10 protein-coding genes are annotated in these 12,577 nt (G+C 72.6%); 3 read left to right on the forward strand and 7 right to left on the reverse strand.

Going from position 1 to position 12,577, the window contains the following annotated elements:
• Window position 1: 1 nt before the first annotated feature.
• Genes ACN9MS_RS20005 through ACN9MS_RS20020 form a run of 4 tightly spaced genes read right to left on the reverse strand, consistent with a single transcriptional unit; the run spans window position 2 to window position 4,290 of the window.
• Complete coding sequence (locus tag ACN9MS_RS20005; RefSeq protein WP_087470396.1) at window positions 2-661, reverse strand: KpsF/GutQ family sugar-phosphate isomerase; 660 nt, start codon at window positions 659-661, stop codon at window positions 2-4.
• A 32-nt stretch (window positions 662-693) separates the two neighbouring features.
• On the reverse strand, window positions 694-2,253 hold the full coding sequence (locus ACN9MS_RS20010; RefSeq protein WP_426310126.1) for a sugar ABC transporter ATP-binding protein: 1,560 nt from the start codon (window positions 2,251-2,253) through the stop codon (window positions 694-696).
• Between the two features lies 1 nt (window position 2,254).
• Complete coding sequence (locus tag ACN9MS_RS20015) at window positions 2,255-3,259, reverse strand: substrate-binding domain-containing protein (protein WP_426310127.1); 1,005 nt, start codon at window positions 3,257-3,259, stop codon at window positions 2,255-2,257.
• 26 nt (window positions 3,260-3,285) lie between these two features.
• Window positions 3,286-4,290 (reverse strand): ABC transporter permease, encoded by a 1,005-nt coding sequence (locus ACN9MS_RS20020; RefSeq protein WP_426310128.1) that lies wholly within the window; start codon window positions 4,288-4,290, stop codon window positions 3,286-3,288.
• A 151-nt stretch (window positions 4,291-4,441) separates the two neighbouring features.
• On the opposite strand from ACN9MS_RS20020, the gene ACN9MS_RS20025 reads away from it, so the two are divergent.
• The 3 genes from ACN9MS_RS20025 to ACN9MS_RS20035 are packed head-to-tail and all read left to right on the forward strand — an operon-like array spanning window position 4,442 to window position 7,061.
• The gene (locus ACN9MS_RS20025; RefSeq protein WP_204538474.1) at window positions 4,442-5,392 is read left to right on the forward strand and encodes a sugar-binding transcriptional regulator; all 951 of its coding nucleotides are present in this window, start codon (window positions 4,442-4,444) and stop codon (window positions 5,390-5,392) included.
• On the forward strand, window positions 5,389-6,048 hold the full coding sequence (locus tag ACN9MS_RS20030) for a hypothetical protein (protein ID WP_426310129.1): 660 nt from the start codon (window positions 5,389-5,391) through the stop codon (window positions 6,046-6,048). Before ACN9MS_RS20025 ends, ACN9MS_RS20030 begins: the two co-directional genes overlap by 4 nt.
• Window positions 6,045-7,061 (forward strand): LacI family DNA-binding transcriptional regulator, encoded by a 1,017-nt coding sequence (locus ACN9MS_RS20035; RefSeq protein WP_426310130.1) that lies wholly within the window; start codon window positions 6,045-6,047, stop codon window positions 7,059-7,061. Before ACN9MS_RS20030 ends, ACN9MS_RS20035 begins: the two co-directional genes overlap by 4 nt.
• Window positions 7,062-7,219: 158 nt before the next feature.
• On the opposite strand, the gene ACN9MS_RS20040 is transcribed toward ACN9MS_RS20035, so the two are convergent.
• From ACN9MS_RS20040 to dnaB, 3 genes are all read right to left on the reverse strand, one after another.
• Window positions 7,220-9,145, reverse strand: coding sequence for a glucoamylase family protein (locus ACN9MS_RS20040; RefSeq protein WP_426310131.1), 1,926 nt, complete (start codon window positions 9,143-9,145; stop codon window positions 7,220-7,222).
• A 188-nt stretch (window positions 9,146-9,333) separates the two neighbouring features.
• Window positions 9,334-10,995, reverse strand: coding sequence for an arginine--tRNA ligase (argS, locus tag ACN9MS_RS20045; RefSeq protein WP_426310132.1), 1,662 nt, complete (start codon window positions 10,993-10,995; stop codon window positions 9,334-9,336).
• Between the two features lie 208 nt (window positions 10,996-11,203).
• Window positions 11,204-12,571: a replicative DNA helicase gene (dnaB, locus tag ACN9MS_RS20050; protein ID WP_313662838.1), complete on the reverse strand. Its 1,368-nt coding sequence runs from the start codon at window positions 12,569-12,571 to the stop codon at window positions 11,204-11,206.
• Between the last annotated feature and the right edge of the window lie 6 nt (window positions 12,572-12,577).

Here is a 12,577-nt window from a genome sequence, read left to right on the forward strand (position 1 = left end):
ACTACTTCCAGTAGGGCTCGAGGGGCGGCAGCTCCTGGGGCGCCTCGTCGATCTTGCCGACGGCCCCCGACGGGTGCGAGTGCAGGACGTTCGCCCACGAGTACCCGCGCATCCGCATGAGGACCACGGCGAGCGCGTCGCCCCACGCTGCCGTCACGAGGGTAGAGCCCATCGCGATGACCTCGCCGGGGTCGATCCCGGGGATCATCGTCAGCTCGACCACGACGTCCGCGTTCCGCGCGAGGCGCGAGGACGCGTCCGCCGTGACCGCGACGACCGTGTCGACGCCGCGCTCCTTGGCGCGCACGACCAGGTCGTTGATCTCGTCGCTCCCGCCCCCGCGGGAGATCGCGACGAGGATGTCGCCCGGGGCCATCGCGCCCATCGTGCCGTGCAGCGCGTCCGCGCCCGAGATGAACACCGACGGGGTGCCGGACACGGAGAGCAGGTGCGCCATGCGGCGCGCGACCGCGCCGGACGTGCCGGCCCCGGTGACGAAGACCTTGCCCGTGCACTCGTACACCCGCTGGACCACGTCCAGGAACACGTCGCCCAGGTCGGTCACGCTCGCGGCGACCCCCTGCGCCTCGTGCGCGACGACGGCCCGGGCGGTCTCGAGCACGGCGGCACGGCGTCGCGTCGTGGTGTCGGGGATGGTCATGGGTACTCCTCGTCCAGGGGTTCTCGGTGTGGTCACGCGGCGCTCCAGGCCGCGTGCCGCAGGTCCACGGAGGACAGGTCGCCGGCCGCGACGACGTCGCCGTCGCACCGGCCCTCCGTGAGGGTGACGACGTCGTCCGCGAGCTCGAGGATCTCCTCCTCCTCGCTCGACACGACGACGACCGTGAGCCCGTCGTCGTGCGCGAGCGAGCGCAGGAGCCGGTGGATCTCGGTCTTGACGCCGATGTCGACGCCCTTGGTGGGCTCGTCGAGCAGCAGCACGCGGGGCGCCTGCGCCAGGACCCGGGCGAGCAGCACCTTCTGCTGGTTGCCGCCGGACAGGCGCTCGACGGGTCCCTCGCGGTCCCCGCGGACCTGCATGCGGTCCATGAGGGCCGTCGCCTCGCGGCGCATCCGCCGCTTGTCGAGCAGGCCGAGCCGGCGGTAGCGGTCGAGGACCGGGAGGACGACGTTCGTCGTCGCGTCCAGCCCGCCGACGATGCCGTCGACCTTGCGCTCCTCGGTCAGGTAGACGAGCCCGCGCCGCTGCGCCTCAGCGGGGGTCGCGGGCCGGTACGGCGCGCCGTCGAGCTCGATGCTCCCGGCCAGGACCTTGTCGAGGCCGACGAGCGTGCGCAGCAGCTCCGTGCGGCCGGCGCCGATGAGCCCGTAGACCCCCAGCACGCGGCCGGGACGGGCCGTGAGGCTGACGTCGGCGAGCGCGGGCGTGCGCAGGTTCCGCACCACGAGGGACGGGCGCGAGCCCGCGTCGAGCGGGACGACGTCGGTGCGGTGCGCGGCCTCCGTGACCCCATCCGTCGAGGCGACGGCCTCGTCCCCGGCGATCGCGTGCACGACCGCCTGCCGGTCGACCGTGCCGGCCGGGCCGGCGATGCGGACCTCGCCGTCGACGAGCGCGACGACGTGGTCGGCGACCGCGTACAGCTCGTCGAGCTTGTGGTCGACGAGCAGGATCCCCAGGCCCTCGGTGCGGGCCAGGTCGCGCACGGTCTCGAGGAACCGCTCGACCTGCCCGCCCTCGAGGCTCGTCGTCGGCTCGTCGAGCAGCAGGTAGCGCGCGTCGCGCGCCACGGCCACCGCGATCTCGAGGAGCTGGCGGGTCGCGACGGGGTAGGCGCCGAGCTTGCGGTCGACGTCCACCGCGAGCCCGAACCGGTCCGCGAGCGCGCGGGACTGCTCGCGCATGGCGCGGCGGTCGAGCGCTCCCCCGCGCGTCAGCTCACGGCCGAGGAACACGTTCTGCGTGACCGTGAGGTTCGCCAGGAGCGACAGCTCCTGGTAGACGGTCGAGATCCCGGCGTCGAGCGCAGCGGTCGGCGAGCCCTGGGGCAGCGCGCGGCCGTCGACGGTCACCGTGCCCTCGTCGGCAGGGTGCGCCCCCGCGAGGACGCGGAGCAGCGTCGACTTGCCGGCGCCGTTGTGCCCGACGAGCCCGGTCACGGTCCCCGCCGCGAGCGTCAGGTCGATGCCCTTGAGCACGCGCACGTGCGAGAAGCTCTTGACGATCCCGCTGGCCCGCAGGGCGCCGCCCTCGGCGGCGCCCCGCGGGACCGACGTCGTGACGTCGGTCATGTCAGCCGACCTCCCCCGGCGCAGGGGTCTCGCCGACGGTGAACGCCTTGAGCGGCAGGAGGATCTCCGGCTCGACGTCCTCGCCGTCCACGTACGCGCGGATCTGCTCGGTCACCTGGGTGCCGTAGCTCTCCGGCTCCTGCGCGACGCAGCCGCGGTACACCTCGGTGAGCGGCTCCTCCGACGCGCAGAACCCGTAGAGCGCGACGTCGGTGCGGTTGCCCAGGGCCTGGAGCGCGCCGTAGACAGCGGGGCCGGTCGAGGCCCAGATGACGTTGATGTCCTGGTTGCCCTGAAGCATCTCGCCGGTGACGCGCAGCGAGTCGTCGGGCTTGACGTTGCCGTCGACCTTGGCGACGACCTCCGCGTTCGGGTTGGCCGACACCGCGTCGGTGAAGCCCTCGTCACGGATGACGACCGGGCGCTCGTCGGGTTCGGTGATGAAGCCGATGCTCAGCGCGGCGTCGGCGCCGAGGTCCTCGAGGACCTTCTCGCCCATCGCGCGGCCGCCCGCCTCGTTGTCCGCGCCGAGGTACTGGACGATCGTCGCCCCCTGGGCGGCGAGCGCGTCCTCGTCGACGATGACGTTCACGGTGAAGACCGGCACACCGGCGTCGTTCGCCGCCTTGACGATCCCGGCGGCGGGCTCCGACTTCACGGGGTTCAGGGCGAGCGCGCACGGGTCCTTCTGCAGCATGGCCTCGACCTGGGCGAGCTGCTGGGCGTCGTCGTCGTTCGCGACCTGGACCTCGACGTCGAACCCGTTGGCGGTGCCGCCGTCCTCGAAGCCCTGCTTCATCGCCACGTAGTACGGGTTGGTGAGGTTCGGGAGGCTGACCGCGACGTACGGGTTCTCCCCGTCGCACGACGCGGGCAGCGTGGTCTCGGCCTGGTCGGTCGAGCCGCTCCCGCTCGTGTCGCCGGTGCCGGTGTCGACGGCGGAGCAGGCGCCCGCGAGGGCGAGGGCGGTCACGGCGAGGGCCGAGACGATGATCTTGCGTCGCATGAGTACTCTCCTTCGAGCGGTGGGGGTCAGGACGTGGCGCGCGAGGCGCGACGTGGTTGCAGGAGCTGGAGGAAGAGGCGGCCTCTCCCCCCGGTGGTCGAGAGCGAGCGGCGGTAGGTGTCGAGGCTGACGCCGGCGAGGATGATCACGCCGATGACGAGGGGCTGCCAGAAGCTGTCGACGCCGACGACGTTCATGCCGTTCGAGACGGTCGCGATGAGCACCGCGCCGAGCAGGGCGCCGCCGATCGAGCCGACCCCGCCGAACAGGCTCACCCCGCCGACCACCGCGGCGGCGATCGAGTAGAAGAGCTCGTTGCCCGACCCGGCGGACGGGTACCCGACCATGAGGCGCGAGGTGGTCACGACGCCGGCGAGCGCGGCGCACAGGCCCGAGATCGCGTAGACGAAGAGGGTCGTGCGCCCGGTGTGGATGCCCGCGAGGCGCGCCGTCTCCTTGTTGCCGCCGAGCGCGTAGATGTGGACGCCCGTGCTCGTGCGCGCCAGGAGGACGCTGAAGACGACGGCGACGAGCGCGACGATGAGGATCGGCGTCGGGATGCCGAAGACCCCGCCGCGCCCGAGGAAGGCGAACATCGGGTCGCGCACCGTGACCGACGCCGCGCCCGTGAGGATCATGGGGATGCTGCCGGCGATGCCGAACATCGAGAACGTCGCGATGAACGGGGGCAGGCGCAGGTAGTGCACGAAGATCCCGTTGACGAGGCCCACCGCGACGCCGACGGCCAGCGCGAGGATCGTGGCTGCCCACCAGGGGAGGCCGGCCTGCATCCCGAGCGCCGCGGCCATGCCCGTGAGGGCGAGGTTGGACCCCGTCGAGAGGTCGATGCCACCGGTGAGCAGCACGAAGGTCTGTCCCAGCGCGAGCAGCGCCACCACGGCACCGTTCAGCAGCAGGACCTCGAAGTTCCCGGCGGTGCGGAAGTTCGGGGACAGCAGACTCATCACCACCACCACGAGGACCAAGATCCCCGCGATCCCGACCTCGTCGGGGACGCGTCGTCGCGACATGTACTTCTCGCCTCCTTGCGGGTGCTCATATGAGCACGCTGTTGCTCGTATGTCGATAGTATGAACACCACGAGGCCACAAGCAACGCGCCTCGATCACAGATCGGTAACACATGCGCAGACGAGCGCTCAGATGAGCAAGAATGGGTGACATGACGGACTTCTCGCGCCACGAGCTCGCACACGTGGCCCGCCGCTACTACGTGGACTCGGCCTCCAAGGTCGAGATCGGCGAGGAGCTCGGCGTCTCACGGTTCAAGGTCGCCCGGATGCTCGAGCAGGCGCTCGAGGCCGGGATCGTGACCATCACCATCGACGACGCCGGCGTCGTCGACCCGGCCCTCTCCGCGCGCCTGCGCTCGCACCTCGGTCTGGACGAGTGCCTCGTGGTCCAGGGCCGCGACACCGTGTCCGAGCTGCGCGAGGACGTCGGCGCGGCCGCCGCGGAGCTGCTCACCCGGTCCCTGCGCCCGGGGAACACCCTCGGGTTCGCCTGGGGGCGGACGCTCACCGCCATGACGGAGCGCCTCACCGCGCTGCCCCCCGTCACCGTCGTCCAGCTCACGGGCGCGGTCGGCTCCGACCTCTCCGACTCCCCTGTCGAGGTGATCCGCCGCGTCTCCCTGCGCGCCGGGGGCGACGCGCACGCGATCTTCGCGCCCCTGGTCGTTGAAGACGCCGCGACGGCCGCGACGCTGCGCCGCCAGCCCGACATCGCCCGCGCGCTCTCGCTCTTCGACCGGGTCGACGTCGCGGTCGTCGCGATCGGCTCGTGGGACCCGCCGATCTCCCAGCTCCGCGAGGTCCTCGGGCGCGACGAGCGGGACGACCTCACCGCGCGCGGGGTCCGCGCCGAGATCGCGGGCATCCTCCTCACCGCCGAGGGCGACCTCGTCCCCGACTTCGCCGAGCGATGCCTGTCGATCTCCGCGCGGCAGCTCGCCCGGGTGCCCAAGGTGATCGCCGTCGCCGCCGAGCACGAGAAGGCGGCCGCCGTCCACGCCGTCACGCGGTCCGGCCTCGTCTCCGCCCTCGTCACCGAGCAGCGCTGCGCCGAGGCGTTGCTCGACCTCCCGCCCGTCGCGCGCGGCACGGACCGATGAGCTCCCCCCGCACCCGTGTCGCCGCGTCGTTCTGGTCCACGCCGCGCGACCGCGTCGCCGCGGAGGCCGACCGGCTCGCCCGAGCCGGGCTCCGCACCGCCCACTGGGACCACACCGACGGGCGGTACGCCGCGGCGGGCGGTTTCACCGCCGCGGAGGCGGCGGCCGTGACCGCCGACAGCGGGCTGGGCGCCGAGGCGCACCTCATGGTCGAGGAGCCGCTCCGCGAGGTCGACCGCTGGACCGACTTCTGCGAGCTCGTCGTCGTCCACGCCGGGACGCGCGACTGGCGCGCCGCCCTCGACCGCGTCCGCGCGCGGGGCGCGCGCGCCGGCGTCGCGCTCTCGCCCGGCGTCGAGGTGCCGGAGGTCGAGCCCGGGACGGACGTCCTCGTCATGTCGATCACCCCCGGCCTGGCCGGCTCGACGTTCCAGGGCGATGCGCTCGCCACGGTCGGGCGCACCGCCGGCCCGGGCCACGCCGTCGGCCTGGACGGTGGCGTCACGCGCTCGATCGTCCCGCAGGCGCTCCACGCCGGCGCCACCTGGCTCGTGTCCGGGACGGACCTCGTCGCGAGCGAGGACCCCCACGGCTGGCTGATGGCGGCGCGCGCCACGGGGGTCGGTCCGCACGGCACGCCCGAAGGAGCCGGATGACTGCCTCGCATGCAGGCCGACGGAACGTCCCCCTCGCCGCCGTCGCGGCCGAGGCCGGGGTCTCCGTCCCGACGGTGTCGAAGGTGCTCAACGCGCGGCCCGACGTCTCGGCGACGACGCGCGAGCACGTCGCCGACGTCCTGCGCCGGCACGGCTACGAGGTCCGGCCCCGCACGGCGAAGCGGACCGGGCTGGTCGACGTCCGGATCGTCGACCTCGAGGGGCCGTGGTCGGAGGCGGTCGTGCGCGGCGCGGTCGCCGAGGCACGGCGTCAGGGGCTGGACGTCGTGCTGTCCGTGGAGCTGGACCCCGACGACTGCGGGGCGTGGGTCCGGCACGCGCTCGCCCGGGGTACGGACGGGCTCGTGAGCGTCGTCGCCGTGCCCGACGCCGAGGCGCGCGCCACGCTGACCGAGGCGGGCGTGCCGCTCGTCGTCGTCGACCCGCGCCACCGCCTGCCCGAGGGCGTGCTCAGCGTGGGGGCGGTGAACTTCCAGGGCGCGTTCGAGGCGACGGCGCACCTGCTCGCGCTCGGGCACCGTCGCATCGCGACGATCACCGGCGTCCCGGAGCAGGACAACGCGATCGCGCGGCTCGCCGGCTACCGCGCCGCGATGATCCGGGCGGGCGTCCCCGTCGACGACGACCTGGTCTGCCTGAGCACGTACGGCGTCCCTGCGGGCTACGAAGGGGTCCAGCGACTCCTCGCCCTCGACGAGCCACCGACCGCCGTCTTCGCGTGCAGCGACGACACGGCCCTCGGCGCGCTGCGGGCGCTGCGCGAGGCCGGGCTGTCGGTGCCGGACGACGTCTCGCTCGTCGGGTTCGACGACCTCCCCATCGCGGCGTGGACCGACCCGCCGCTCACCACCGTCCGCCAGCCGCTCGTCGAGATGGGCGCCTCGGCCGTCGAGCTCGTGCACCGCGCCCGCACCGCGAGCGGGCACACGCTGCGCACCGAGCTCGCGACGAGCCTCGTCGTCCGCGAGTCCACCGCTCCCCCGCGCTCGTGAGGCGGTCCCGGCGCGGTCGCGGGCCCTGACGCACGGTCCTGACGCACGCACCCGGCGCACGCTCGGACCACGACGGACGGGAGGGGCGCGGTCCGCGCCCCTCCCGTCATGTGGTGCCGGTCGACCGGCGACAAGACATCCGTCGGCCGGTCGGCCGGTCAGCCGCAGGAGACAGCCGCGTAGCGGTAGGACAGCTCCTGGGTCGTCGACCCGTCGTCGGCCGTGACCGTCACCGTCGCGGTGCCGGACGGGATCTCCGCCGTGCGCGCCGCGAACGACTGGTAGGTGCTGCGGTGCGGGGCGACGTCGTCGAACGACCGCGTCCCGTAGGGCGTGGCGAGGGTGACGTCCGCGCGTCCGTCACCCGTGCTCGTCGCCCGGACGGCGACGTGGGCGCGGCCCGCGAGGCAGCGCGCCTGGACCTGGACGTCGGCCCCGACGCCGGGCGTGAGGTCGGCCGTGGCCGAGAAGGTCTCCGCCTCCATGAGGGGGCGCAGGCGCTGCTCGAGCTCGTCGTCGACGAAGTAGTCCTTGAGGCGCGAGTCGTCGAGGACGTTGCCGATCGCGGCGACGATCATCGCCTGGTCGAGCGACAGGTAGCGCTCGGCGACCGCGCCCGAGCGGACCGCGACGGAGTCGTAGAACCCGCCCGGCCCGTAGGCGCCGAGGTCGTCGGCGAGGTGGGCCAGGTTGTCGAGCACGCCGTCGGTGTCGTACACGAGCCCGAGGAACGACGCGTGCGGCGTCACGACGCCGTCACCGAACTCCGGCGCCGGGTTCGTCGCCTCGCGGCAGCCGTCGAACCCGAGGTCGACGTCGGTCTCGCCGTCGGACAGGTAGCCGTCCGAGCGCAGCCCGATCGCGTCGACGCCGTACTCCGCGTAGCCGCCGAAGGGGTTGCTCGCGGGCGAGAAGCCCCAGGCCCCGTAACCGGCCTCGTCGAGGCCGTGCTCCTTGTGCGCGCGCACGACGAGCGGGTGGTTGACGCCCCACGACGTCGAGCCCCACTCCGCCTCGGGCACGAGCATGTCCGGCATGAGCGCCTCGAACATCGAGCCGCCCCAGCCCGGCACGACCGCGAGGTCGCGGTACCGGTACGCGCCCTCGAATACCGGGACGCCGAGGTACTCGCGGGTCTCGCCGATCGGCTTCTGCTCCTGCCACGCCCAGTCGCACGTGTCGGGGAAGGTCCGGTGGCTCGCGTAGTACGCCTCCGGCGGCACCTCGCCCTCGGCGATGCCGAGGTAGGTCGCGATGCGCGTCTCGGAGACCGTCGTGTCGTAGTGGTGGCACGTGTAGTAGACGTCGGTCCCCGTGCCGAGGTAGTCGCCCGCGACCGAGCAGCCGGGCGGCTCCTCGTCCCAGAACCCGCCGCGCAGCAGCCCGACGCCGAGGTCCGGCCGCGCCTCCGGGTTGTAGAACGCGCCGAAGTGCATGTCGTCGTAGATCGCGCGCGCCTCGTCCGCGAGGCTCGGCTCGGCCTCCGCGACGACGCGCAGGCCCGCGGCCAGCCAGCCGTTGTCCACCGAGCTGAGGAACTGGTGGACCGTGTTCCCGTCGTCCGGCCACGTCTCGACCCGGTCGCCCGTCGCCGGGTCGTACCAGTTGTAGAACATGCCGCTCGCGTCGTGCCGGTCCAGCGACGCGACCGTGTCGAGCGTCGTCGCGAGGCGGTCGCGCGCCTCGGCGTCGTCGACCAGGCCCAGGTCGCGCGCCACGACGGTGGACCACAGCCAGCCGCCGATGTTCGTCGGCGACGTGTACGCGCTGCTCGACGCCGGGTCCAGGTCGCCCTCGATGTTGTCCGCGGGCAGGCCGGTCTCCTCGTCCGTCATCGCGACCAGCGAGGTGTAGGTGTCCTCCAGGTACGTCTCGAGCGTCGCGCGCTGCGCGCCGGTCAGGCCGTGGGGCCCGACGGCGGGCGCCGCCTTCGCGGGGACGCTCCCCGCCGGGACGCTCTCCGCCGCGGCGGGGGCGGCGAGACCGGCCGCAAGGGCCAGCCCGCCGGCGAGTCCGCCCGCGACGAGCGCGGCCCCCCGACGGCGGGGCGGCCCGCTCCGGTGGGGCGTGGTCGATGCATCCATCAGGCACTCCTTCGTGTCGTGATCCCCGAAATTTCGAGCGCACTTTCCGAATGGGGGCGCAGAGGGTAGCCCGGGCGCCGGAGCAGGTCAACGGGTCACGGCACGGGCATCGGGGCCTCGCGCGGCCCGTGGGACGACGCGCCGGGACGACGCGCGGTGGGGCGCGCGACGTCGTCGTGCCGGGGCGGTCAGAGGCGCTCGGGCGCAGCGATCCCGAGGAGGTCGAGGCCCGTCGCCAGGGTGCGGCTCGTGAGCTCGCACAGCGCGAGGCGGTTGCCGCGCGTGGCGCCCTCGGCCTTGAGGACGGGACAGAGGTCGTAGAACCGCGTGAACGCGGTGGCGACGTCGTAGAGGTACCCGCAGAGCCGGTGCGGCTCCAGGGTCGCGGCGACGTCGCGCAAGGTCGCGTCGAACGCGTCGAGCGTCAGGACCAGGTCCTTCTCGGCGGGGTGAGCGGGCGCGGCGCCGTCGACGTCCTGGGCCCGCTCCCCCGCCTTGCGCAGGATGGACCGCACGCGCGCGTGCGCGTACTGGAGATACACGCCCGTGTTCCCCGACGAGGCGACCATCCGGTCGACGTCGAAGACGTAGTCCCGGGTCCGGGTGGTGGACAGGTCGGCGTACTTGACCGCCGCCGTCGCGGCCGCGTGCACGACGGCGTCCCGCTCGGCCGGGGTGAAGTCGTCGCCCTTCTCCCGGAGCACGGCGCGGGCGGCCGCCTCCGCGTCGTCGAGCAGGTCGGCGAGGCGGACGGTCGCGCCGGACCGGGTCTTGAACGGCCTCCCGTCCGCGCCGAGGACCGTGCCGAACGGGACGTGCTCGGCGGACACCCCGTCGGGGAGCCAGCCGGCGCGGCGGGCGGTGTCGAACACCATCCGGAAGTGCAGCGCCTGGCGCGCGTCCACGACGTAGAGGATGCGGTCGGCCCGGTAGTGCTCGACGCGCAGGCGCAGCGTCGCGAGATCCGTCGCCGCGTAGCCGTAGCCGCCGTCCTTCTTGCGCACGATCAGCGGGACGGGGTCTCCGTCGGGGTCGTTCACGCTGTCGGTGAAGGTCACCACGGCGCCCTCGGACTCGACGGCGACGCCCGCGGCGAGCAGCTCGGCCACGATGCCGGGGAGCGCCGCGTTGTAGCGGGACTCGCCGTCGAGGTCCCCGGCGTCCAGCAGCAGGCCCAGGCGGTCGTAGACCCGCGCGAACGCCTCCTCCGACTCCTCGACCAGCGCGCGCCACGCGGCCACCGTGGGCTCGTCGCCCGCCTGGAGCGCGACGACGCGAGCGCGCGACCGGTCCGCGAAGGCCGGGTCGGCCTCGAACGCCGCGCGGGCCGCCCGGTACAGCGCGTCGAGCGCCGACATCGTCGCGACCCCCTGGCCCTGCCACGCCGCCTCGGGATGCTCGTCGAGGTACTGGATGAGCATGCCGAACTGCGTGCCCCAGTCGCCGACATGGTTCTGCCGGACGACCTCTGCTCCCAGGTGGTCGAGCACCCGCACGAGCGCGTCGCCGATGACCGTCGACCGCAGGTGACCGACGTGCATCTCCTTGGCCACGTTCGGCCCCGAGTAGTCGACCACCACCCGCTCGCCGCTCCGTGACGCCGCGACGCCGAGCCGCGCGTCCGCGAGGCGGGCGGCCACCGCGGTCCAGACGACCTGGTCCGGCACGGTGACGTTGACGAACCCCGGCCCCGACACCGCGACGGCAAGCGCACCGTCCGCCTGGAAGTCCGCCCGCGCGGACCGGCGGACCACCGGGTCCGCGCCCGCCAGGTCGGCGGGGAGCACCTCCGCCAGGGCGGCACGAACGGCCGCCTCCACCTGGGTAGAGATCGCGACAACGCCTGCCATGAGCCCTCATCCCCCAGAACGTGTCCCAGAGCGCCTCAGCCTACGAAGCGGCACCAGCGTTTATACCTGGGGACAGCCGCATGGTCAGAGGCCAGGCCTCCTGACTCCGCAGTCTCACGCTCCCGGGGCGCCTGGCGTGACGACGCGAATTGAACAGGCGTGCAGGTGTGGCGCCGACGCCGGTTCAACAGCGCGAAAACGCGAACGCCTACATCTGCATATCTGCAAAACGCTGGTAATGGCCCTGGAATGCGACCGTGATGGTGTCTGTGGGGCCATTTCTGTGCTTGGCGACAATCAGGTCCGCCTCGCCCGCACGCGGTGATTCTTTTTCATATGCATCTTCGCGATGCAAAAGGATCACGACGTCAGCGTCTTGTTCGATAGATCCACTTTCACGAAGGTCACTCATTTGTGGCTTCTTGTCGCCGCGCTGCTCAGGACCACGGTTCAGCTGCGAGATGGCGATGACGGGTACCTCGAGTTCCTTCGCAAGCAGCTTGAGCGCACGCGAGAACTCCGAGACCTCCTGCTGGCGCGACTCGACGCGCTTTCCAGAACTCATGAGCTGGAGGTAGTCGATCACGACGAGCTTGAGGTCGTGCCGCTGCTTGAGGCGGCGGCACTTCGCCCGGATCTCCATGAGCGACATGTTGGGCGAGTCGTCGATGAACAGCGGTGCCTCGGCGACCTTTCCCATCGTCGACGCGAGCTTCTGCCAATCCTGCTCGTCCATCTTCCCGGACCGCATCCGCGTCAACGGCACCCGCGCCTCCGCGGCGAGAAGACGCATGGTGATCTCGTTGCGGCTCATCTCCAGGGAGAAGATGACGGACGACATTTGGTGATGCACCGCGGCGTGCGTCGCAACATTGATTCCTAAAACGGATTTGCCGATGGCCGGACGCGCCGCGACGACGATCATCTGGCCGGGGTGCAGACCGTTGGTGAGCCGGTCGAAGTCGGAGTAGCCGGTCGGGACGCCGGTCATGCCCTCGCCGCGGCCCTGCGCGGCCTCGATCTCGTCGAACGTCGGGCCGAGGATCTCCGAGAGCGGGAGGTAGTCCTCGGTCGTGCGGCGCTCGGTGACCGCGTAGACCTCGGCCTGGGCGTTGTTGACGATCTCGTCGACGTCGCCGCCGTCGGTCGCGTAGCCGAGCTGCACGATGCGCGTGCCGGCCTCGACGAGTCGCCGGAGCACGGCACGCTCGCGCACGATGCGCGCGTAGTACCCGGCGTTGGCAGCGGTCGGGACGCCGGCCATGAGGTCGTGGATGTACGGGGCTCCGCCGATGCGCTGGAGCTCCCCGCGCTTGGTCAGCTCGGCGACGACCGTGATGGCGTCGGCGGGCTCGCCGCGGCCGTAGAGGTCGATGATCGACTCGTAGACGACCTCGTGCGCGGGCCGGTAGAAGTCGGAGCCACGGATCTGCTCGATGACGTCGGCGATGGCGTCCTTGGACAGCAGCATGCCACCGAGCACGCTCATCTCTGCCGCGACGTCCTGGGGTGGCGTCCGGTCGAAACCTGACGGCCCCGGTCCCCCGTAGCTCTCCTCGAGCTCCTCGATCGACATGCGCCC

It is taken from the genome of Cellulosimicrobium sp. E-16, from assembly GCF_049913115.1.
Lineage (GTDB): Bacteria > Actinomycetota > Actinomycetes > Actinomycetales > Cellulomonadaceae > Cellulosimicrobium.

Excerpts from the sequence above, each read along its gene's own strand:
- ACN9MS_RS20015 (WP_426310127.1), bottom strand. The coding sequence starts at position 3,259 with ATGCGACGCAAGATCATCGTCTCGGCCCTCGCCGTGACCGCCCTCGCC.
- ACN9MS_RS20005 (WP_087470396.1), bottom strand. The coding sequence starts at position 661 with ATGACCATCCCCGACACCACGACGCGACGCCGTGCCGCCGTGCTCGAG.
- ACN9MS_RS20030 (WP_426310129.1), top strand. The coding sequence starts at position 5,389 with ATGAGCTCCCCCCGCACCCGTGTCGCCGCGTCGTTCTGGTCCACGCCG.
- ACN9MS_RS20020 (WP_426310128.1), bottom strand. The coding sequence starts at position 4,290 with ATGTCGCGACGACGCGTCCCCGACGAGGTCGGGATCGCGGGGATCTTG.
- ACN9MS_RS20035 (WP_426310130.1), top strand. The coding sequence starts at position 6,045 with ATGACTGCCTCGCATGCAGGCCGACGGAACGTCCCCCTCGCCGCCGTC.
- argS (WP_426310132.1), bottom strand. The coding sequence starts at position 10,995 with ATGGCAGGCGTTGTCGCGATCTCTACCCAGGTGGAGGCGGCCGTTCGT.
- ACN9MS_RS20040 (WP_426310131.1), bottom strand. The coding sequence starts at position 9,145 with ATGGATGCATCGACCACGCCCCACCGGAGCGGGCCGCCCCGCCGTCGG.
- dnaB (WP_313662838.1), bottom strand. The coding sequence starts at position 12,571 with ATGTCGATCGAGGAGCTCGAGGAGAGCTACGGGGGACCGGGGCCGTCA.
- ACN9MS_RS20010 (WP_426310126.1), bottom strand. The coding sequence starts at position 2,253 with ATGACCGACGTCACGACGTCGGTCCCGCGGGGCGCCGCCGAGGGCGGC.
- ACN9MS_RS20025 (WP_204538474.1), top strand. The coding sequence starts at position 4,442 with ATGACGGACTTCTCGCGCCACGAGCTCGCACACGTGGCCCGCCGCTAC.